Consider the following 22,577-nt stretch of genomic DNA (forward strand, 5'->3'; position numbering starts at 1 on the left):
TTTATTTGGAAGTCCCTTATGCAAGAGGTCTAATGACTCATAACTTCCCTATCAAGTCATATACGGGTCTACAGTAGCGATTTCAAGCTCACATGCTCTAGAAACCTGTTCTGCTGGTAATTTCCCAAAGCTGATTAATGGTAAATATGTGGGGTTTGCCATTAGTTCTTTTGCTAATAAAAACCCAGTAATTGTCCAAGTTTGATATTTCCTAGCTTGTTTCCCAATCAGTCGCCCTTTCTTACCGTCGTAATACTCTGGCCATTCATCTGTACTCAGCCGTCCTTGGGCAGTTTCAATAGCCTTTTGTGCAAGACTTATTTTGTTAGTTTTCATAGCCGCAGCTGCTAACATCCACATTAAAACTGGCCAACTACCAGCATTATGATACGACCAGGGGATATTTTTTGGGTCACATCCAGTTACAATTCTGTATTCTTCATGTTCCAAAGCTGGGAAACAAATTTTCATTGGCATATCTCCCACCAAATCTTCCCATCGTTCCTCGATGAGAGTCATAATTGCTTGTGATTGTTCTTCGGTGGCTAAGTCGGAAATAATTGCCATTAAGTTTCCCAGTGAAAAGAAGCGAGTATCTAGCTGTGACGGTCCAACATTACCCGCTAAATAACCACCTTTTTTTGATAACCACTTATCTAATTCATAATAGGGAACAGAATCTACATATATGTTGAACAGATTAACAGCACCCTTGCCATATTCTTCACTTTTGAAGTGATAAATTGCATTCAAACGATTAATATCTATCCAATAATGCTGGCGAATATGAGCACATAAAAGAGGCAATCGGTTATCAATGGCTTCAACAATATCAGAATTTCCTTGACAAATTAGCAGTTCACGAGATGCACGCAATGCCGTGTAAAAAAGAACTTGTAGTTCTAGAGGATGCCCATAAATGCCCATCCGACGGTCAATCATACAAGCACCATCTGGAACCAACAGCGTTGGGTACATATCAAAACGATTCGCCAAGCAGATTTCCATGATTAACCTGATACCATTTTGAAATTCAGGTTGATAGGCTAAAGAAAAATCTTCTGTGGCGACTACATAAGCACGTAATAAAATAATCCACCATAGGCAAGAATCTACAGGTGTAACTCTAGCGATCGCATGTTCACCAAAGTCTGCTTCTAAATATTCTTGCCCATTTTCTGATACAACTTTAAAGCTAGCTGGTATTAATCCTCGTCCCGGTTTATAGGCATCTAATGCCTTTTCTTTCGGCTGTAACTTTAAGGTTTCTTCTAAGAAATTACGAACAATATCTGTTCTACCTTTGATCAGAAAAATTAGACCGGCAGAGACAAAATCCCGAACAAAGCACTGATCATAATTAAGCGCCTCTACAGATCCATCATAAGCGGCTACCGTACCAACGGGGCGGCCTTGATAATAGAGAATTGATTTTTCTAGTGTTTGCCATGCTTGTTCCACTTCTTTTAAATTTTCAGTAGTTTCCAATTCGTTTAGGTGCATCGCCAGAATAACTCCATTTGGGTTGTGAATTTGTGGTAGATGCGTCTTCATTTATTATTTTTGCTATTCTCAGCATAACAAAAACGATTCTTTGAATAGCAAATATAATTTACCGAAAAATTAATCAACTAACAAGGAAGAAATCTGCTAACATTTATGCAGCTATGTTGCTAGTTAATTGGCTTATAATTGATTCTTCTTTTGATGAATTATAGTTGCTGTTTTTCATCACAAGTAGTAACATGATTATTAAAAACAATCACACAAGATATATTTTTAGATTATTTATTGTTCCCTTTCATGTCCGGAATCTTTGCTTTACCAAACAAAAACATATCTTCAGTGCTGTTTAAGGTTTGTGTGAAGTGAAAACTGGTTCCAGTATATTTACTTGAGCAAGATTAGTTTTTGACACTAAGAGGTTAGATTATTCCCCTATAACCTAATAATTTATAACTTTTTGTCAGAATATGCAAGATGAATGCTTGAAAAAGTTAAGATGTCAATAGTTCTGAAGAGTTATATATTTTACCCTACTGACATTTGTGAGCGTTTAACTGCTCCTGGAATTGTTTATAAGCTTGATTAATTCCTTGCATTGAAGCTTTTGCGATTGCAGAACTGTTGACGTCAGGATGATATTGTCTTGCCAATCGAAGGTAGGCAAGTTTAACAACATTGAAATTATCACTCTGATCTACACCCAAGACTTCCCACCATTCCCCAGATAATACAGAGTCGAGAGTAAATTTATCAAAGTTTTGGATTTGACTCCAAATCTTGATGCTTCCGCCATTACCGCCACTTACCAGCGTCTTGCCATCAGGACTGAAAGCAACGGCATTTCGCCCAGAAAGATTTTGTAGTAGTTCCCCAGTATGTAGGTTCCAAAGTTTGATAATCCCGTCTTTGCTGCTACTGGCGAGAGTTTTTCCATCGGGGCTGATGGCAACAGACAAAACTGCCGCTGAGTGTCCAGTCAGAGTGGAGAGTAATTCTCCAGTTTGGAGATTCCACAGTTTTATTGTGGTGTCTGTGCTACCACTAATAAGAGTTTGACTGTTAAGACTAATAACAACTGTATTCACAGCTCCCAAATGTTCAGTGAAAATATAGCGCTGTTGCCAAGTTTTTAAATCCCAAAGCCTAATAGTTTGATCCGCGCTACCACTTGCAAGGATTTTACCATCGGGACTGATGGTGACAGACAAAACCGCATCTGAGTGTCCATTCAAGGTGCGTTTTATTGTTCCCGTGTAGCGTCCCCAAATTCTAATCGTCTTATCGGCAGCACCACTGGCAATAATTGCCCCATCAGGACTGTAGGTTACCGAGTTAACAAAACCATTATGACTGTAGGGAGAACTTAAATAAAAGAATGTCCAGTGAAATTTTCTTGTGTCCATCTGCCAACTGCTGATTTTGCGGTCAACACTGCCACTTGCAATTTGTTGTCCATCAGGGCTGATAGCAACAGATAAAACTGCCTCTGCTTGTCCAGAGAACGTGTAAAGCCATTTTCCTGTTTTCAAGTTCCACAGATAAACTTGTCTGTCATCACTGCCACTAACCAAGGTAGTACCATCAGGACTGATAGCGATCGCATTAACTGCCCCTAAGTGACCCTTGAGTGTGCGTACACATCTCCAGCTTTCAGGTAACTGGGTTGTCGAAGATATTATTTCTGGTTCAATATTGCCAGTAGAAGGTTTAGGGGTAACAAATTTTGATTTTTTCTTTAATTTAGCTTTGAGCGCCTGTAACTCAGCTTCGACTTCCAAAGCAGCAAATTTTTGGTTGAAATCCTCACCAGATAAAAATGCTTCTAATTCCATCACTGCTTCTGAATAGGCATCCATCTGCAAAACTTTCTCTTCCATCCGCTCAAAAAGCTCTGCTGGAGTTTCGCTAATTCCCGATTCGTCTAACAGTTTGGCAATACCATAGGCGGCGAGTCCCACCACTGCACCAATTCCCGCCATCGGGACTGCACCAATACCAAATGCCAGCCCTACTTTAGGCGCGACTAAACCCATACCACCGACGACGCTATAAACTAGAAAACAAGCCAGAATTTTTATCTCTTTCTAAAAGCACTCCCATGCGATTCGGTGTCCCAAATCCTTGAGATCCAAAATTAATCCCTAAAGCATGAACATTAAGAATAGGTTTGATGACTAAGAATGCTTCTTGTTGATTTTTTGATTCTGGTGCTTTACAAACCTCAACTTCTAAAGAAGGGTTTACAAAAAATGGCAGTGTTTTAAAAATATATTGAAAATAGGATAATAACTGAATTTTATTTGTATTAACATAAGTTTTACTATAATAATTATCAGATATTAATTTTTTAATTCTATCTACATCTTTTGAGTCAATAGATTTTTTTAAATCCCTAAAAAATAGTAATAAATCACCTTCTAAACCAAAAGGTTGCCATCTGGCTTCATGTAGTTCACGAAATAAAAAAATTCCTTCTTTAAAAACTTCAAACAACATAAAATTAATTAAATTTAGCTTGACTTTTTCCGGAAAGGCACACCCTTAGCTCGGTGGCTACGTCTACCTAAGCTTAAGAAACAAAACCTAGAACGCCATCAGAAATTTCCGCAAAGCAGAAAAAAGCTAAAATCCTCAAATCCACCGACTTATTTATGAAGTTTGAACTATTAGTACAAATTTTTAGTTAGGTAAACTCATCACCCTACAGATTTTAGTGCGATCGCACTCTCTATGACATGATGATTTTGTGCGATTCCGACAAACAACTTTGCTAACTCATTACAAAATAATCGGAACTAATGCTGATGCGGTTATATTTGAATCACAGGTTAATAAGTGCACTTCATTACCTTTCATTGCTAAAACTAGCGCAGTTGCAGTAATTTGTCTATCGTGCATTTCATTAATAGCAGATAAACCTACAGTTGTTTCAATTACATCTTTGTCCAGGGGATAAATTTACACATGGAAATCAGCTTCAACTGCTGAAAGTAAATTCTTGGCAGAAGGAATAGATGTTCTTCCTTTCTCAACAATCCAAACAGCTTCGGCTAATGTTGTAGCTGGTAGAACTAACTGGGAATCAGGATTAGAAAGAATAGCATTGGCATTTGCACCTAATCGGGAATTTCCTTCAAGAAACCAGATGAGAGCATGAGTATCAATCACGTACTTCATGAATTACTTATGACCAATCTAATCCGTCTTCGGTATCTCCATAAAATTCAGTAATGTGAAAATTTTTTTCTGTTGATTGTTTATTTCCAGAAAACATACCAAGCCACATTATCTACTTTTTAGCTTGAGCTTTTTGTGGTTTTAAAAAAGTTACAATAACACGGCTTTCTGATCCATCAGATGGTAATTTTGAAAGTTTTATTTTACCGTTTTTATACACTCCTTCAATGGATTGCAACATTAGTATTTACCAAATTTGTACTCATATAAATTATAAAGTTAATCCTAAAAAGATGCCGATTTGCTTAAAAACATCAAATTTTGGGGCTGCACTGGCGCTAGCTGCTACTGTGTGTTGCTTCCCCATGTTCAAGCTTATCTTCCAAAACACGCAGACCTAATGCTTGAACTCTAGCAACTGCTTGTTCCTTTGTTCCTTTGTCTACCCGTAAGCCAGTACACCAGGAAAATCAATCACTTCAGCTTATTGCGTCCATTCTCTTCTTTTTCAATCTCTATCGTCAAGTTCATAGCCAGTGAAGGTATTGTAATAAAAGTGATTCCTGGATAAAACAAAAAATTTACATGACCTCAGTTTCTCCTCACAAAAAAGCCAGAGCCTTAAAGCCTACCAGCCGCCGCCCTGCGAAAGAACTCTGTAGCGAGTGCGGACTATGCGATACATACTATATTCACTATGTCAAGGAAGCCTGCGCTTTTATTAATCAGCAAATAGGCGAACTTGAAGAAGAAACACACACGCGATCGCGCCATCTCGATAATCCTGATGAACTGTACTTTGGTGTTCATCAAGACATGATAGCGGCGCGGAAACAGCAGCCCATTGAAGGCGCACAATGGACAGGTATTGTTAGTAGCATTGCCATTGAAATGCTTAATCGCGGCATAGTTGAAGGTGTCGTCTGCGTCCAAAACACCAAAGAAGACCGCTTTCAACCCATGCCCATCATCGCCCGGACTCCAGAAGAAATACTAGCAGCGCGGGTAAATAAACCAACACTTTCCCCGAACCTTTCAGTATTGGAACAGGTGGAAAAATCGGGGATGAAGCGGCTATTAGTAATTGGTGTTGGTTGCCAAATCCAGGCATTACGAGCCGTAGAAAAACAACTTGGCTTAGAAAAGCTGTATGTTTTGGGTACGCCCTGCGTAGATAATGTTAACCGCGCTGGACTGCAAAAATTCTTAGAAACCACCAGCCGATCGCCTGATACAGTTGTACATTACGAATTCATGCAAGACTTCCGAGTTCACTTCAAACATGAAGATGGCTCATCAGAAACAGTGCCTTTCTTTGGCTTGAAGACCAACCAACTCAAAGATGTCTTTGCCCCATCCTGCATGAGTTGCTTTGATTACGTCAACTCCCTAGCCGATTTAGTTGTTGGCTACATGGGCGCACCCTTCGGCTGGCAATGGATTGTAGTTAGAAATGACACTGGTAACGAAATGCTGGATTTGGTGAAAGACCAGTTAGATACTCAACCAGTCATGTCTAAAGGCAACCGCAAGGAAGCTGTACAGCAAAGTATTCCCGCTTACGATAAAGGCGTTACCCTCCCGATGTGGGCAGCAAAACTGATGGGTGTGGTCATCGAAAAAATTGGCCCCAAGGGTTTGGAATATGCGCGGTTTTCCATTGATTCTCACTTTACTCGGAATTATTTGTATGTAAAGCGAAATTATCCAGAGAAATTAGAAGCGCATGTTCCAGAGTTTGCCAAGCGTATTGTTGGGCAATATAAGTTACCAGAATAGAAAAGTACACAGAGAATCTGGCGACTGGGGCATGGGGCACTTGTACTGAGCTTGTACTGAGCTTGCCCTGAGCGGAGCCGTAAAGCCTGCGGCATAGCTACGCTTAGGGCGCAGCCTATCGTAGAGAAGTATTGGGCATTGGGTATTGGGTATGGGGCATTGGTTATTCTCCTTGTCTCCCTCTATGGTGTACACACAAGTATGACCAGCATAGGTTTCAACTCTTCTAGTTGTTTCGTAGGGTTAGTTATGGAGACGCCAAAATAACAAATGAGTTCGCCGAAATAACAAATGAGTTCGCCGAAATAACAAATGAGTTCGTCGAAATAACAAATGAGTTCGCCGAAATAACAAATGAGTTCGCCGAAATAACAAATGAGTTCGCCGAAATAACAAATGAGTCCGCCGAAATAACAAATACGTTGGCGTAGCCCACCGCAGGCATCGCCAAATTGTAACAATTTAGCTTTGTCACGCCAGCGTAACGCACCGCAAATCTTTGGTGGATGAAGTTTTTCCGACTTGTGTGTACACCGTAGCTTGTCTCCCCTGGTTACTGAGCGCAGTCGTTGGCGCAGCCTCTTGTAGAGAAGTATGCTCCCCCTGCTCCCTCATCCCCCCACTCCCGACTCAGTTGTAGCTACTTGCTTGACGACTAAACATCAAGTGATACTGTCCGCATAGTGCGACGAGTTCGTCATGAGTGCCTACCTCGATAATTTGACCGTGTTCTAGTACTACTACTCGGTCTGCTAGTTTTGCCAAGGCGAGGCAATGGCTGACTACAAAGGCTATTCTCCCCTTCGCCAGGGTACGCAAAATGTTGTAAATCTCATGTTCTGTTTTCGGATCAAGGTTCGCTGTTGGCTCGTCAAGGATGAGTAGTTGGGCTGGAGACAGTCGCAACAAAGCACGAGCGATGCCTGCGGCGGGCTACGCCTACGCGCAGGGAAGTATATACAAAGTTATTGATGCTAGCGATCGCATCACTCACCAAATTCACCAGCAGTGAACCTGCAATACTGGAAAGTAGCAGCGGTTGAGAAAGTATTAGGGCGATCGCATTCTGCGTTGTCCCGATGCTCAATAAGCGAGTAATTTCATCAATGATTACCTTGTTTAGCCAAATGGCGATCTCTGGGCTTGAACCACCCAGCAATGTCAAAATTGTCACATACCGTAAGCCAATGGGTTGAAGACGAGTTAGCTCAAATGTCTTCTCTCGTAATCTCCTCTTTGACAAGTTATGATTTTATACTTGAAGCTTTATTCTATGAAACTTTATTCTATGCATCTTCATAGAGAATTGGTATTAGTACAGGAAAGCTAAAAAAAAGGACTAACCATAAGAGGTCAGTCTTTTCTTTATGAAAATCAAGAGAGATAACTAGGCGCTGAAGTTCGCGGCAGTCAGCGTGTGCAGGCCGGTGAGTTCAATAACTAGATCAGTAGCACCTACAGAGGCAGTGGCATCATTACCAAAGACATAAGTAGTACCTGAATATTGGAATACACCAAACTGAGAAGCTGCAACTTGCGTAGCAGCAGCGGCAAGCGCATTACCTAAGTTTGCAGGAGCAGCAGCATTTACGGCTGCCTGCACAGTCGTTTGAGCAATGAGGTTGGCGGCAGCAAATCCGGTTATTTTGAGGATATCATCTACTTCCGTGAAGTCACTAATAGTATCAAAGCCAGTATATGTTGTTGTATCTGTTACAGCGGAATCAGTGAATGCGTTATAAAAGAAGTTGTCAGCACCAGCACCGCCAGTTAATATGTCAGCACCAGCACCGCCAAATAATATGTCATCACCAGCACCGCCAGTTAATATGTCAGCACCATCACCGCCACTTAATAGGTCAACACCACTACCGCCAGTTAATATGTTAACACCAGCACCAGCTATCACGTTAACACCGCCTGTGTTTGCGCTGGCATCAATCGTTGATACTGTCGTCGGGGTAGTACTACCTAAATCTAGTGTGCCGGCACCAGTAATTTTCAGGGATGTCGTGGCCGTTGGTAGTATTAATGCCCCAATTGAATTGCTCCCTAAACCATCAGCGGCAATGTTAAGGGTAGTGAGTGCAGCGTTGATAGTGCCTGTGTTTAGATCATCTGTTGTCACTACGGCATCTTTGATAGACAAGTTTGCACTTGTGGTCGTAGAACCAAAATCAGCCGTGAGCAACGTGACAATTGTGGTAGGGGTGACACCTTCAACACCAAGGGTAATACCACTAAGTCCCTTGGCGGTAAAAGCGTTTAGATTGGCATTAGCGAGACCTTTAATGGTGACTTGTTGAAGACCTGTAGTTTTGCCAGTGAAGTCAATTACAGTACCAGTAGTAGGATTTAAAAGTTCTACTTTTTCAACATTTAATAGAGTTGGGACATCAGCAGTACCAGAAGCACCAATGTATTGGAAGGTATCAGTGCCTAGACCACCATCTATCTCGTCAGTGGCTTGGACTTGATTATCTACTGGTTTAACAGTGTTATTAATGCCTATGAGCGTGTCATTATCCGCTGTAGCTGTTAAGTTGTCAACAATGGAGGTTGTCAGAGCAATTGCACCACTTGGGATTACAATGCCTGTATCTGCTGTCCCTTTTGATATGTTATTAGTGATAACTGGATTAATCAACGATTGACCTGCTGTAACAGATGCTGTGGTCGCGTTAATCCTATCGAGGATATTTGTTGAATCTGCAAATATCTCTGAGGTGGGGGATTTAATATTATTACTGAGCAGTCCATTAGAAAACTGTGTGGCAATCGATACTTTATTTTGCAAAGCTATCTTGTCATCATTCAAAGCGTTTTGGGTTAATGTGAAGATAAAGGTCGAAGCTATACCCGATCCTTGAGTCTTCAACTGATTAACCCAAAAGTCCAATCCTGCCTGCTCTGCGTTCCGACCAAAAGCATTTAAGTAGATTGAGTTGACGAATGCAGTCGGATCGGAGGTATTAGGAAAGGCCAAATAAGAATATTTATTTTTGGCCTCTTGTGTTTCACCAAAATCAGCAGCAATGGTTTCAAGAGATATGCCTTGATTGGCTAGGCCAAGCCAATAATTCAGACCAGAGGGATCAGGGGCACGATTGAGGTAGGTCACATAAAGCTGAGTAATTGAATTAATATCTGCTGTAGTCATGGTTGTATCTCACTCTTAATTAATTAACGTCAAGACTGTTTTCAATGCTCTGTTGCTTGTCCTGTTTTTATCCACCATAGAAAAAGGCTTTGAAACCCCCATTCCCTACAAGGGAATAGCAGGGTGGTTTCATACGAAGAAAGAAAAATTACATAAGTCTTGATTCTCGTTTTGTGACATGGCTTTTTACCCCGCTTCCATTCCTCTGCCCGAAAGGTCGAGAGGCTTTGAAACCCAGTTTTAGTTTTTTCTCTGCTTGGATGAAACCACCCTGCATTCCCTTGTAGGGAATGGGGGTAGGAGGGTTAGGTTTGGGAGCTTTTGGTGTTAGCAATATAGCGGTTCCCGACCTAGTGAGGTACATTTTCAAAGCTATTAAGCCTGTCAAACAAGATTTGGGTGTACCTCAGTTGCTTAGGAAACGCTATAATACTTTTCAAACATCATCTCACTCATTTGCTGTAGTTGAGATGTAAACGTTACTGTGGGTTAGTTGATTTTTGGAAGTTCCCATATTCTAATTCTTTGAGGTTCACGGGACGATGTATCGCTTCTTGCTTGGCAACGTATCCAAAATTAGCAAAGTCAGTAAAATAGCCATCTATTCCTAACTTAATGAACTGTTCAAACTCACGAAGTGGTTGTCCGTGGTAGTCAGGGGACAGAAAATATGAATCGCTACGGAAGGTGTAAGGATGGAGTAGCAAGCCAGCATTATGAGCATCACTAACTAAGGAAGTTGGCTTTTCGAGGAACTTATCAGCATCGCTGATCTGCCCATCTCCATTAATATCAATCGGTTGACCTTGCTTATTTAATCGTGCAGAGGCAGGCACAATTAGCCGTTTGTCAGGGCCAATTCCGGTTGCGTAAATTTTAACTTGGGTCAACCCTTTCGGAGTGATCAGATCAGCGTAGGTTTGAGGAACCTTGTGGTAAATAAAATCATAAGGAGCGCCACTGCTATCAATTAACTGAATCAGAGGAATATTGACTCCAGCAGCTGGCATGATCTTATTTTTTAATTCTTTAAGATTAGAGACTTCAAAAGATTGAATAAAAATGCGATCGCGATTGGTGTAGCCGTTCGCAACCAACTGATTAATCAGAAGTTGTGAAGTATTCACATGGATCGGAGTGCCATCTAAATATTTACCAGCTTCAGCAAAATATGTCGGGTGCTTGGTTTCGGGATAGATACCAATTTTCCGACCAGTTTTTGCTTCGCTACGTTTGGCAAGGTTGATAACTTCATCAAAAGTAGGGATTTGGAACACACCATTATATTGAGTATTCTGAGGGCGAATATTTGGGAGGCGCTCGATTGCCCGCAGTTGCTTAATCTCAGCTAAAGTAAAGTCTTCTGCAAACCAACCTGTAACACGAATCCCGTCAAGGACTTTGGTTGTTAGACGTTTAGCAAATTCGGAAACATCGGCAACGTTTGTTGTGGCTTCTTGGATAGTAGGTTTCCCATGAGCATCGTAAACAATATTGCCATTGTTATCTGTTTTCACTGTTGCCAATAGAGGTTCGTGGCGAACAATCAGGACTCCATCTTTGGTTACTACCAAATCAGGTTCAATGTAGTCTGCACCAAATTCAATTCCTAAGTTGTGAGAACCAATCAGCTCGTGGCCAAAATCTCCCACCGTATGTTCTGGACGATAACCAGTTCCACCGCCGCGATGACCGATTACTATCGGAGGTTGTCCGTATAGAGTATTTAGCTTGGGAAGGTTTGAGTTGTGGCTGTGCAAGTCAATAGCGTGAACAAAATTGATACTACCTAGAATTACTGAAACAGATAATGCTAGAAAAAAGCAGATAAATAATACATAACTTTTGAGCCGAAGCATATTTTCAAACCTCGCAAATCTATAACTTTATAGCTTGAGAGTTCGAGGTTAAAACAAGGTTTACGAGAGTTTAAACTTTGCAATCGGCTGTCTTCTGCGGGATAAGTCCTATTTCCTGATTCCCCTCTTTGCTATGCCTAACGGCAGGCTGACGCCAACAAAGAGGGGTTGAGGGTGAGATTATGCCGGATAAATCCGCAATCTTCTATTTGGTTCTTCACCAAAACTATGCGACTTGAGGCGATAATGTTCTACCAACTCATGTTGCATTTTGCGGACTTGGGGAGAACGCGGCAATAACTCGACTGGCTGTCCTTTAGGAATCACAATTTGCTCAACAGCAAGTCTAGCTTCTTCCAAGGCGTCCATCTCATCATCGCTACCGTTGTGCAAAAACAGTTGCAGTTCTCGGTCATCGGCCATCTCCGGGTCGTCCATGTTCAGCAACCGCCGCAAACCACGGGTAATTTGGGGAATGGTGCTGGATTTAATCATGTGGATGGGCACATGACGAGCTTTGGCCATTTGGCGTAATTTAGCGTGGTTTTTGACGTGCGATCGCAGTGCTAAAATTGCATCAGCACTATCTATATCTTTTGTCAATACCACCGGTAAAGTTAGCACGCTAATTACCTGTTCTAGTTGGTGGCGGCTAACGCCATAGGGGTAAACGTGCAATGGCAAATCTTCACCATTCGGCCCTGGCTGTCTGGTAGCAGCATCGAAATCAATGCTCTCAGAATAATTGAAGGATTCATCCAGCAAACGGTCAAACTCACTGCGTCCAGTCACCCGCTCTACTGGCAATTGCGGCAGTGCTACCATTTGTCCAGATGAACGCCAGCCATTAGAGGGTCGCGCTGGTGGGAAAGATTCCTCCACTGTCCCTAGCTGTCCACCGCGACCATTGACAACAGCTAACTGCCTTGTAACCCCGATTTGGCCCTGGTCATCAACGGTTCTCGTTTGTGGGGTAGGCTGACGCCCCCGCAGCAGATTATCTACTGTATCAGCAACACTTTCGTGTACTGTCCAGCGTTGGCGTTCCAACATTTCCACAGCAATTTCAAAGGTAGGAGGGGCTTTACGCTCCAAAACAGTTTTTTGAGAGCCTCGGCGTCTGGCTTCGTCGTCTCCCAGTGTCACAGCTTGGATACCCCCAACTAAATCAGCAAGGGTGGGGTTTTTAATCAAATTTTCAATCTGATTACCGTGGGCAGTACCTACCAACTGTACACCCCGTTCCGCAATGGTACGAGCCGCTAAAGCTTCCAGTTCCGTGCCAATTTCATCAATGACGATCACTTCTGGCATATGGTTTTCCACTGCCTCAATCATCACCTGATGCTGTTGTTCTGGATGAGCCACTTGCATCCGCCGAGCGCGACCAATGGCGGGATGGGCAACATCACCATCCCCAGCGATTTCGTTGGAGGTGTCAATAATCACCACTCGCTTCAGCAGATCATCCGCTAAAACACGGGCAATTTCCCGTAAGGCAGTAGTTTTGCCCACGCCTGGACGCCCCAGCATGAGAATCGATTTACCCGTTTCTACCAAATCGCGGATCATGCCAATGGTTCCGAATACCGCCCGACCAACGCGACAGGTCAAGCCAATAATCTTGCCAGTGCGGTTGCGGATGGCGCTGATCCGATGCAAAGTTTGCTCAATTCCTGCCCGATTATCTCCGCCAAAGATTCCGACTCGTTGAATACAATCATCTATCTGTTCTTGAGTAACGGGTACTTCGCTCAGATACTCCGCTTGATTTGGAAAGCGAGCCTCTGGGCGACGACCCAAATCCAAGACCACTTCTACTAAACTATCTCGTTTGGGATGACTCTCTAGTACTTGTCGCAGGTCTTGGGGCAAAATGTCTAATAACTTTTGGAGATCGTCTGTAATCGTCATGCTTTCTATGGTGACGTTTTTAGAGATAGCGAGGACACTTGCGTGCAGGAGAAGCCGCTTTGGGAAATTTTCAAAGAACCAGCGATTAGCGCTCCTGCTGTGACTTAATCTGGGAAACGAGAGAATGGGCAAGTTCTACAGCTTGCCAAAGTAATGTATCATCTTCTTCTAGGCAAATAGTCGCCTTCACATTGGTGTTACTTACCTCCTTATTCTCTAACTGTTCGAGAATCGGTGACAGCAGTACACGGGCGTAGCTACCGTAGGCGACTCCGGCAATGGAGGAGGGGGGGGACAAGGGAGAGGGGGGAGACAAGGGAGAAATTCCCCCTTGTCCTCCTTGTCCCCCTTGTCCTCCTCCCTTCAGCAGTCCCATTGTCTTTAACTTAGCAACGGTATAGCTATTAGTGCCGCCTGCTAACTGCACATATCCTGGTAACTTAGCTGCCAAAACTTTTTCCCCTAATTTCACCGCCGCTAAAGTAGTGCCATCGCCAATATCACCACTCATGGGACGACCATCGGTTTGCCAAATTAAAGCACTCTTGAGTGGGGCAATCAGGTCATATACTGCTTTTAGGTAGTCAGTCATCCCCTCGCCATCGGGACAGCTGATAGCTAGTAACTTTAGTTGATCGGCCCACGGTGAAATTGCCTGCCATAATTGTTCAAATTCTGCCAACCGCCCGACTTTTGTATGGATTTCTACGGCATCTACTCCCGTTGACATTACCAATGGCGCGATCGCTCCCGGCGTTGACATATATGAACTTGTATAAATTCTATCATATGGACAAACTGGTATACAACGACCGCAGCCATAGCACTTTTGTGATATTACTCCCGAAAAGTCTTCTTTTATACTCTTAAACACGATTGCTTGTGCCGGACAAATCCGTTCACAGGGTCTAGGGCAGTTTGTAGGACACTCAGTAGGATTAAATTCTGCTTTCCGAAAATGGGGATCTTCTCCATCGTTTATGCTGACCATCAAAAACGGTGAGTTGCCTTTGTAGTCAAAGCCTCGCTTTTGGGCATCCCTAGCAAGAGTTCTGGCTACTTGTAGCGCTGCTTGCGCCGCTGTAATCACCGCTGGATCAGCTGCGACATCTATGCAGTCAGCGCCCGCCAAAGTATAGGCTAACGTTAAACTTCTGACTGCCGGTAAATGCTGGAAGCTGGCTCCGCAGATAAGCTTGAACCAGTCACCTTGTTTGAGAGATTGTAAAGGGGCGAACAGATCAGTCACATTTCTATTATGCGTTTATGCGACTAAAAATAGTAGTCTGTATCAAGAAAAAATCCTGGTTTCCTAATTAAGGGACTTCCAAGTAAAAAATATTCAATTATTTCTTGTCGGGAGTGGCTCTCAAGCCCAGCCAGTTGATCAAAGAAGCGAGACGCTGCGTTGGGGTAGCGGCGACTAGAGGAGTCTGATGCCTTCTGTCCTCGACGCTATGCGTAGCTTGCTTTCCCGTAAGCATACGCCTGTCTTTAGGCGTTATCTCAAGGTAGCTAGCGCGATGACTTCTCTCCATCCCACAAGATTGGATAATTTATTTGTTGGAAATCCCTTACCGCAAACCTGGGTTAAATTTGATTACTTTTCCCAAAACAGCATTAAAGCTAAAAGATGGTCAATAAATAGAGATTGTAGTTGAGGTGATCACTCAAATTGGTTGCTCCACGCAACAGATGAGGTAAAATTACTGAACCAACTGGCGGTGCAATTAGCGATCGCCATCCAACAAGCCCAATACCACAACCTGCAAACCCTCGACACCAAGTTAAAAGCCAAAGTGGAGGAACGCACTACTGCACTACAAAAAAGCGATCGCCGATTTTGATACCATCTTGAATAACACCTTTCAATTCACAGGTTTACTGACGCCGGATGGGATTTTACTGGAGGCGAACCAGACTGCGCTAAGTTTTGGCGGACTTCAGCTAGAGGATGTGATCAATCGCCCTTTTTGGGAAGCATACTGGTGGACGATTTCACCTCAAACTCAAGAAGAATTAAGACAAGCGATCGCCCGTGCTGCTCAAGGAGAGTTTATTCGCTATGAAGTTGATGTTCTAGGCGCAAATAACCGAGTAGCAACAATCGATTTTTCACTGCGTCCCCTTCCAGACCAGACGGGTCAAGTTGTTTTGTTGATTCCAGAAGGGCGAGATATCACCGAACAACAAGCCTTGCTGCGCGAATGCAAAAAAGCTGAAGAACGTTGGCACTTAGCGATCGCAGGTACTAATGAAGCAATTTGGGATTGGGACATATCTACTAATCAAACCTTCCGGTCTGAGCTTTGGTTCACAATGTTGGGATATGAACCCAACGAAATTAGCAATAATGATGATCAGTGGAGTCTTCGCATTCATCCTGATGACTATACAAGAGTAATGGCTGCACAAGAGGCTTATTTACTCCAGCAAGTTTCAGATTATAACGTCGAATATCGTCTCCGGTGCAAAAATGGCAGCTACCGATGGTTTCGATCGCGGGCAAAAGCGATCTGGAATCAGCAAGGAAATCCAGTGCGATTGGTCGGTTCAATTGGGGACATAAGCAAACGCAAACAAGCTGAGGAAAAACTCCGACAAAGTGAAGCACTGCTAGCCACTACTCAACAAATCGCCCATATAGGCAGTTGGGAATTGAATTTAGAAACGAAAAAGCGCTGCTGGTCAATGGAAACCTTTCGCATCTTTGGTTTAAATCCAACTCAATCAGAACCCACTCAGGCGGAATTTTTCCAAATAATTCACCCAGATGATCGCGCGTGGGTGGAAACCCAACTGTCACAGACAATCGCCCAAATAACCCCTTTCAATGTTGAGTATCGAATTATCCGACCTGATGGTTCGGTGCGCTACGTTGAGTCGAAAGCAGAGATAGCTGATGACGCTTAAGGGCAGGCAGTTAAACTGTTGGGATCTGTTCTAGATATTACAGAACGAAAACAAACCGAATTAGAAATCATCCGCAGTCGTGACCTGCTACAAGCTGTCTATAATGAATCCGCCGATGCCCTCTTTTTGGTAGATGTAGAAACATTACTGACCACTGACTGTAATGATCGAGCAGTGAAGCTATTTCAAGCCTCTAGCAAAGCTGAACTCATTAACATTAAAAGTCACACTCTGCAAAAACAACCGTTCACCTCCGATGAGATCGCCACCTTTGTAGAAGAAATTAACCACCAAGGGTTTTGGAGTCGAGAAATTGAATACATTACCAAGCAGGGCAATTCCTTTTGGGGAAACATCGCAGCCAAACAAATCACAGTTGCTGGTACTGTGATGCAACTAGTACGAATCACAGATATTACTGTACGGAAGCATGATGAAGAAGATCGCAAACGAGCAGAAATAGCCCTCAAAAACAGTGAGGAACGACTACAATTAGCCCTTGAGGCTTCTGGGGATGGTTTATGGGACTGGAATATTTTGACTGGAGAGGTGTATTACAGCCCCCTTTTTCTCAAAATGCTCGGATACAGCTTTGATGAACTCCCACAGAATTTTAGTACCTGGGAGCGATTAGTTCATCCAGATGATCTATCTTGGGTTGAGAAAATCTTAGCAGCCCACCTCAAGGACTGTTCAGTACCCTACAAATTTGACTATCAACTCCGAACCAAGTCTGGCCAATGGAAATGGATTGCAAACTACGGCAAGGTTGTAATGCGGGATGCACACGGCAACCCCCTGCGGATGGCTGGTACTCATCGGGATATCAGCGAACACAAACAAGCCGAAGCAGCCTTAGCCAAAAGTGAAGAACAATTGAGGCTAACGTTGGAATTTAACCACATTGGTCTCTGGGATTGGAATGTTAAAACAGGTGAAGTTATCTGGAACGACAACCATTATCGTTTGTTAGGTTTAGAGCCAGAAATATCAGCAGCCAGCTATCAGCTATGGCGCGATTCTGTTCATCCAGAGGATGTTGACCGAATTGAACAAGCTGTATCAAATGCACTGGCACAACATATTAATTTTCAAGGTGAATATCGAGTAATTTTTCCCGATGGTAGGGTTCACTGGCTGACGGGGAAAGGGCGTGGCGTTTATAATCAAGCAGGCGAACCTGTACGGATGTTGGGGATAATTATTGATGTCAGCGAGCAGAAGCAAGCAGAAGCAGCCTTGCAAGAAAGTGAAGCCCGGTTCCAGGCATTTATGAACAATAGCCCAGTGCTAGCTTGGATTACTGGTATAAATGGTCGTGTACTTTACTTAAATCAAACATACCTGCGGACATTTAAATTACAACCCGAACAGGTAATTGGGCAATCCATTTCTGACCTCTACCCAGATGAAGTTGCTCGGCAGCATTTCGAGCACATTCGCACAGTCATAAAGACAAATCAGGTAATTGAGGCGATCGAGGTTGCTCCCCGACCAGACGGCACCCTTGGTGAGTTCTTGGTATACAAGTTCCCGATTCTGGGATTGTCTGAACAAAAGCTAGCGGGTAGGGTGGCGATCGACATCACAGAACGCAAGATTCTAGAGCGAGAACTGGCTCACAAGCAAAAGTTATTGGATGCCTTCATCAATAACGCACCTGTTGGTATAACCATTATGGATCGGGAACTGCGTTATTCATTAATTAATGAAGCATTAGCAGAAATTAATGGCATTCCCGCAGCGGCGCATATTGGCAAGACACCGTGGGAGATTGTCCCTGATTTGGCACGAAAGCAAGAGCAGGTGTTTCGTCATCTTTTGAGTACGAATGAACCGATTCTGGATTTGGAGATCAGTGGAGAAACCCCAAAATTCCCTGGTGTGATCCGGACTTGGCTAGCTTCCTACTTTCCGATTCAGTCTGAAGCCGATCAACCCATTAGCATGGGCATTGTCGTAGTTGAAATCAGCGATCGCAAACGCGCTGAACAGATGTTAGAGTTGCAAGCAGTCATCATCCGTAACATGGCAGAAGGAATTTGCCTAGTTCGTACTACAGATGGCGTGTTTGTCTACGCCAATCCTAAATTCGAGCAGATATTTGGCTATGAACCTGGTGAATTAATCGGTCAGCATGTGTCGATCATCAACTACGATGATAAACATAATACACCTGGAGAGGTTCATCAAGCGATTTGCACTGCTGTTAGGGAACACGGTGAAGCAACTTATGAAGTCCATAATCTTAAAAAAAATGGCACTCCATTCTGGTGTAGCGCTACCGCTTCCATTTTTGGACATCCTGAGTATGGAAGCGTCCTTGTTGCTATCCAACAAGATATCACCGAGCAAAAGCAAGCGCAGGAAAAAATCAAAGCCTCTCTGAAAGAAAAAGAGGTATTACTCAAGGAAATTCACCATCGTGTTAAAAACAATTTAGGAATTGTCAGCAGTTTGCTGCAAATGCAATGCAGACGGACACAAGAGCCTCTGGTAACTGCAATTTTGCGCGATAGCCAAAACCGCATTGCTTCCATTGCCTTGGTTCATGAAAAACTATACGGTTCTGAAGACCTCGCTGATATTGATTTGGCTCAATACATTCCAGATTTAACAACTCATTTATTTGATTCCTATAATGTCAGTTCCAGCCAAATCCAACTGAATATTCAAGTTGATGATGCTAGCCTCGACATCGAAACCGCCATTCCTTGTGGCTTGATTATCAATGAACTGGTTTCCAATGCTTTGAAATACGCCTTTGGTGGTAATCGTAGAGGCGAAATTCAGGTTAAGTTTTATCAAGAATCCGAGTCTACTTTCACACTCATTATTCGAGATAATGGTATTGGAATACCAGAAAACTTTGATAGCAAGAAAGCTAAAACGCTGGGTATAACTCTTGTCCAGGGTTTAGTCAAGCAGCTAAGGGGAAGCCTCGAAATTAACTCTCAACAGGGAACAGAGTTCAAAATTACTTTTACAAACAGCCGGGCATGAACATGATTGGCATCTCATCAAACATGCACAGAAAAGACGCAGTTCGAGTTCTTGTTGTTGAAGATGAATATATCCTTGCGCTCAACTTACAAGAAAATTTAGAGTCACTAGGATATATTGTTGTAGATATCGCCGATTCCGCAGAAGCCGCTATCGAAAAAGCAACCAAACTGCGCCCAAACTTGATTTTAATGGATATCAGATTGCGAGGCGAGATGGACGGTATTCAAGCATCTGAGCAAATCTGGCATCATTTGCAAATTCCTGTCATCTACGTCACAGGTCATTCTGATAAAAGAACTGTGGAGCGGGCAACGCTGACATCCCCCTTTGGATATATTCTCAAACCGATCAAGGAGCAAGAACTTTACGTTACCATTCAAACAGCACTCAATCGCTACGATCGCGAACAATTTTTGAGTTCTGTGCTTGGGGGAATGGGCGATGGGGTGATTGTAGTCGATCTTCAGTTAAGCATCAAGTACCTAAATCAGGTCGCTGAAGCATTGACAGGGTGGCGATGGGATGAAGCCAAGGGACGGATGTTAACCGAGGTGATCAAACTCGTTGACGAAGAAACTCAGATCCCCGTCCAAAATCCAATCATCGCAGCCCTCCAACAAGAAACTACTATCTATCTAGGCAGTCGCGTCCTACTAATTGCTAGAGATGGGACAACTATACCAATAACTGATAGCGCTACTCCCGTGAGAAAGAATAGTGGTGTAATTACAGGAGCCGTACTAGTTTTCCACGATAATACGCAACGACGGTTAACCGAAGAACACAATCTTGCAGATGAACGTGCCCAACAAACAGAAATTCGAGTGGCAGAACTCCAACGGCTGAACCAGTTGAAAGAGGATTTTCTGGCAACCACTTCTCATGAAATGCGAACACCCTTGTCAAACATCAAAATGGCAATCTCCGCCCTAGAAAATCTTCTTGATCAGCAGGGCATCTTAAATTCAAACCCACTTTCCCCATCTGAATCTGTAGCTCGCTACTTAAGTATCCTGCGTGATCAATGCGAACAAGAGCTAGATTTAGTGACAATTTACTGTATATACGAATGCTTGATGCAGATGTCTATCCATTGGAATTAACTTCAATTAAACTCCAAAACTGGCTGCCTCACGTTGCCGAGCATTTTCAGGAACGTGCTGGAGCTAGACAACAGACTTTGCAAGTTAGCATTCCTGCAAATTTACCACCTTTAGTTTCAGACTTGGCTAGCCTGACCGAAATTGTCTCAGAGTTACTCAACAATGCTTGTAAGTACACTCCGCCTGATGGACAGATTACGGTAAATGTTCGGGTAATTGACACCACAAAAAGTCTGATCAATAAGGATGCTGAATCTGATGTATTAGGTAATTTTCAACTTCCCTACTTTCAAATCACAATTAGCAATTCTGGGGTGATAATCCCCAAACAAGAACAATCTCGGATCTTTGAGCCGTTTTACCGGATTCCTCAAAGCGATCGCTGGCAACATGGCGGCACAGGATTAGGTTTAGCATTAGTGAAGAAGTTAGTCGAATATCTCCAAGGCACAATAGAAGTTACCAGCACTCAGGGCTGGACAACGTTCACAGTTCAACTGCCGTTGAGCTTGTCAGAGTGATTGGTGATACAACGGGTTAATCAACAGTTAAACTCAAGGCATGATCAAAATTCAAACGCTTAACAGTAATTTATGCAGGCGTTGGACATTTTCCATAATCCAGTAAAACACGCTTTAGAGAAAGATGGTTGGCTGATCACCAATGATCCTCTCTTCCTACGTTTTGGTGGATTTGTTCTCACTTAACGCTGAGGTTGCTCTATGGGAATTTCGATCGCAAACTCTGCTCTGCCAACAGATGAGGTACAGGTAATTTGTCCTCGGTGTTTTTGCACAATAATTTGATAACTAATGGACAATCCTAAACCACTACCTTTGCCCACAGGTTTTGTCGTAAAAAATGGGTCAAATAAACGCGATCGCAACGACTCTTCTATACCAGTGCCATTATCAGCGATCGCAATTTTGACCATATTCAAGTCTGTCACCTCTGTGTGAATTTGAATTTGGGGAGTGGAGAGTAAATCGGGAGTAAAAGATTGATTTCCCACTCCCTCTTCTATTGCATCAATAGCATTATTCAACAGATGCATAAATACTTGGTTTAGTTCACCTGCATAACAAGTGACTAGGGGCAAGTTACCATAATCTTTCACTACAACAATTGCAGGATGGTCTGCTGTTTCCCTGAGTCGATGTTGTAACATCACCAAAGTATTTTCGATGTCTTCATGGATATTTACCCGTTTCATCTCTGCTTCATCATGCCGAGAAAAGTGTTGAAGTGCCCGGACAATTTCCCGAATCCGATCAGATCCTCTATACATTGCATCTATCAGGTTTTGCAAATCCTTAATTATAAAATTCAGGTCTATATTTTTAGCTATTTGCTGAATTTTTGGTGTGGGCTTGGGATATTCATGTTGATAGACCTCAATCATATTTACTAGGTCTTGCACATATTGACCAGCATATTGGAGATTCCCATAAATAAAACTGATCGGGTTATTAATCTCATGAGCAAGCCCAGCCACTAACTGTCCCAGCGCCACCATCTTTTCGTTCTGAATCTGTTTAACTTGAGAGGCTTGCAAGTTGTCAAGAGCCTGTTGGAGTAAAAGGTTTTTTTCTTGCAGTTTAACTTGGAGCAAACGTAAATTAATCTGATTTTCAATTCGCAACACAACCTCTACCCCATGAAAAGGTTTTGCAATATAATCTACACCACCAACATCAAAGGCTTTTACCTTATCTACAACATCATCCAGGGCGCTAATAAAAATTACTGGGACTTCACAAGTTTTATCATCAGCTTTAAGCTGTTGACAAACTTGATAGCCATCCATATCTGGCATATTGATATCCAACAAAATCACATCTGGCAAAACCATTTGACATGCAGTCAGTGCCATTTTACCGTTTAAGGCTTTGCGAACTTCAAAACCTTGTGCAGTCAACATCGCCGATAAAAGCCGCAAATTATCTGGGGTATCATCGACCACCAAAATATTTATTTTATGATGGTTAGTTTGATTAAAATGCATTATTATCAAAAGCTAGGCGTATAATTATTGAAGATGGGAAATGCTTCCTTGAAATCACCCGGAAATTTATTGATCAATTTCACCAAAATACTTATATTTATAGTTTAACTCCCACGGTTGCTGGAGAGTTTTACAGACGATCAAAGCTATTAGCC

General features: G+C 42.8%; 19 protein-coding genes. 7 read left to right on the forward strand and 12 right to left on the reverse strand.

What is annotated here, in order from left to right:
- Positions 1-51: 51 nt before the first annotated feature.
- The 5 genes from V7K85_RS02055 to V7K85_RS02075 form a co-directional block, all read right to left on the reverse strand.
- Positions 52-1,503, reverse strand: a complete 1,452-nt coding sequence (locus tag V7K85_RS02055) for a glycoside hydrolase 100 family protein (RefSeq protein ID WP_334811089.1) — start codon at positions 1,501-1,503, stop codon at positions 52-54.
- 533 nt (positions 1,504-2,036) lie between these two features.
- Complete coding sequence (locus V7K85_RS02060; protein WP_334811002.1) at positions 2,037-3,539, reverse strand: DnaJ domain-containing protein; 1,503 nt, start codon at positions 3,537-3,539, stop codon at positions 2,037-2,039.
- Positions 3,540-3,552: 13 nt separating this feature from the next.
- The gene (locus V7K85_RS02065; RefSeq protein ID WP_334811003.1) at positions 3,553-4,002 is read right to left on the reverse strand and encodes a hypothetical protein; all 450 of its coding nucleotides are present in this window, start codon (positions 4,000-4,002) and stop codon (positions 3,553-3,555) included.
- Between the two features lie 462 nt (positions 4,003-4,464).
- Positions 4,465-4,683, reverse strand: a complete 219-nt coding sequence (locus V7K85_RS02070) for a type II toxin-antitoxin system VapC family toxin (protein ID WP_334811004.1) — start codon at positions 4,681-4,683, stop codon at positions 4,465-4,467.
- A gap of 112 nt (positions 4,684-4,795) precedes the next feature.
- Positions 4,796-4,924: a hypothetical protein gene (locus tag V7K85_RS02075; protein WP_334811005.1), complete on the reverse strand. Its 129-nt coding sequence runs from the start codon at positions 4,922-4,924 to the stop codon at positions 4,796-4,798.
- Between the two features lie 344 nt (positions 4,925-5,268).
- Here V7K85_RS02075 and V7K85_RS02080 point away from each other — a divergent pair, with 344 nt between their 5' ends.
- Complete coding sequence (locus V7K85_RS02080) at positions 5,269-6,462, forward strand: Coenzyme F420 hydrogenase/dehydrogenase, beta subunit C-terminal domain (protein ID WP_334811006.1); 1,194 nt, start codon at positions 5,269-5,271, stop codon at positions 6,460-6,462.
- Positions 6,463-7,092: 630 nt separating this feature from the next.
- Here the strand turns inward: V7K85_RS02080 and V7K85_RS02085 are convergent.
- The 6 genes from V7K85_RS02085 to ldpA form a co-directional block, all read right to left on the reverse strand.
- Complete coding sequence (locus tag V7K85_RS02085) at positions 7,093-7,371, reverse strand: hypothetical protein (protein ID WP_334811007.1); 279 nt, start codon at positions 7,369-7,371, stop codon at positions 7,093-7,095.
- Positions 7,334-7,705 carry a hypothetical protein gene (locus V7K85_RS02090; protein WP_334811008.1) on the reverse strand — a complete coding sequence of 124 codons (372 nt, stop codon included), beginning with the start codon at positions 7,703-7,705 and terminating at the stop codon, positions 7,334-7,336. The genes V7K85_RS02085 and V7K85_RS02090 overlap by 38 nt, the downstream gene beginning before the upstream one ends.
- A 144-nt stretch (positions 7,706-7,849) precedes the next feature.
- The gene (locus V7K85_RS02095; RefSeq protein WP_334811009.1) at positions 7,850-9,622 is read right to left on the reverse strand and encodes a DUF4214 domain-containing protein; all 1,773 of its coding nucleotides are present in this window, start codon (positions 9,620-9,622) and stop codon (positions 7,850-7,852) included.
- 479 nt (positions 9,623-10,101) lie between these two features.
- On the reverse strand, positions 10,102-11,481 hold the full coding sequence (locus V7K85_RS02100; protein WP_334811010.1) for a glycerophosphodiester phosphodiesterase: 1,380 nt from the start codon (positions 11,479-11,481) through the stop codon (positions 10,102-10,104).
- Between the two features lie 180 nt (positions 11,482-11,661).
- Positions 11,662-13,395: a R3H domain-containing nucleic acid-binding protein gene (locus V7K85_RS02105; RefSeq protein ID WP_334811011.1), complete on the reverse strand. Its 1,734-nt coding sequence runs from the start codon at positions 13,393-13,395 to the stop codon at positions 11,662-11,664.
- Positions 13,396-13,480: 85 nt separating this feature from the next.
- On the reverse strand, positions 13,481-14,644 hold the full coding sequence (gene ldpA / locus V7K85_RS02110) for a circadian clock protein LdpA (protein ID WP_334811012.1): 1,164 nt from the start codon (positions 14,642-14,644) through the stop codon (positions 13,481-13,483).
- A gap of 430 nt (positions 14,645-15,074) precedes the next feature.
- Here ldpA and V7K85_RS02115 point away from each other — a divergent pair, with 430 nt between their 5' ends.
- The 6 genes from V7K85_RS02115 (at position 15,075) to V7K85_RS02140 (ending at position 21,124) form a co-directional block, all read left to right on the forward strand.
- Positions 15,075-15,242 carry a hypothetical protein gene (locus V7K85_RS02115; protein WP_334811013.1) on the forward strand — a complete coding sequence of 56 codons (168 nt, stop codon included), beginning with the start codon at positions 15,075-15,077 and terminating at the stop codon, positions 15,240-15,242.
- 7 nt (positions 15,243-15,249) lie between these two features.
- On the forward strand, positions 15,250-16,308 hold the full coding sequence (locus V7K85_RS02120) for a PAS domain-containing protein (RefSeq protein WP_334811014.1): 1,059 nt from the start codon (positions 15,250-15,252) through the stop codon (positions 16,306-16,308).
- A gap of 18 nt (positions 16,309-16,326) precedes the next feature.
- Positions 16,327-19,311, forward strand: coding sequence for a PAS domain S-box protein (locus tag V7K85_RS02125; protein WP_334811015.1), 2,985 nt, complete (start codon positions 16,327-16,329; stop codon positions 19,309-19,311).
- Positions 19,312-19,334: 23 nt separating this feature from the next.
- A complete protein-coding gene (locus V7K85_RS02130; protein ID WP_334811016.1) occupies positions 19,335-20,417 on the forward strand; it encodes a response regulator in 1,083 nt (360 codons plus the stop codon).
- Positions 20,384-20,938, forward strand: coding sequence for a sensor histidine kinase (locus V7K85_RS02135; protein ID WP_334811017.1), 555 nt, complete (start codon positions 20,384-20,386; stop codon positions 20,936-20,938). Before V7K85_RS02130 ends, V7K85_RS02135 begins: the two co-directional genes overlap by 34 nt.
- A gap of 72 nt (positions 20,939-21,010) precedes the next feature.
- Positions 21,011-21,124: an element excision factor XisH family protein gene (locus V7K85_RS02140; RefSeq protein WP_442940534.1), complete on the forward strand. Its 114-nt coding sequence runs from the start codon at positions 21,011-21,013 to the stop codon at positions 21,122-21,124.
- Here the strand turns inward: V7K85_RS02140 and V7K85_RS02145 are convergent.
- The gene (locus V7K85_RS02145) at positions 21,121-22,422 is read right to left on the reverse strand and encodes a hybrid sensor histidine kinase/response regulator (protein ID WP_334811018.1); all 1,302 of its coding nucleotides are present in this window, start codon (positions 22,420-22,422) and stop codon (positions 21,121-21,123) included. The two genes, V7K85_RS02140 and V7K85_RS02145, sit on opposite strands and share 4 nt — an antisense overlap.
- Between the last annotated feature and the right edge of the window lie 155 nt (positions 22,423-22,577).

Source organism: Nostoc sp., assembly GCF_036917615.1.
In the GTDB taxonomy this organism is placed as follows: domain Bacteria; phylum Cyanobacteriota; class Cyanobacteriia; order Cyanobacteriales; family Nostocaceae; genus Nostoc.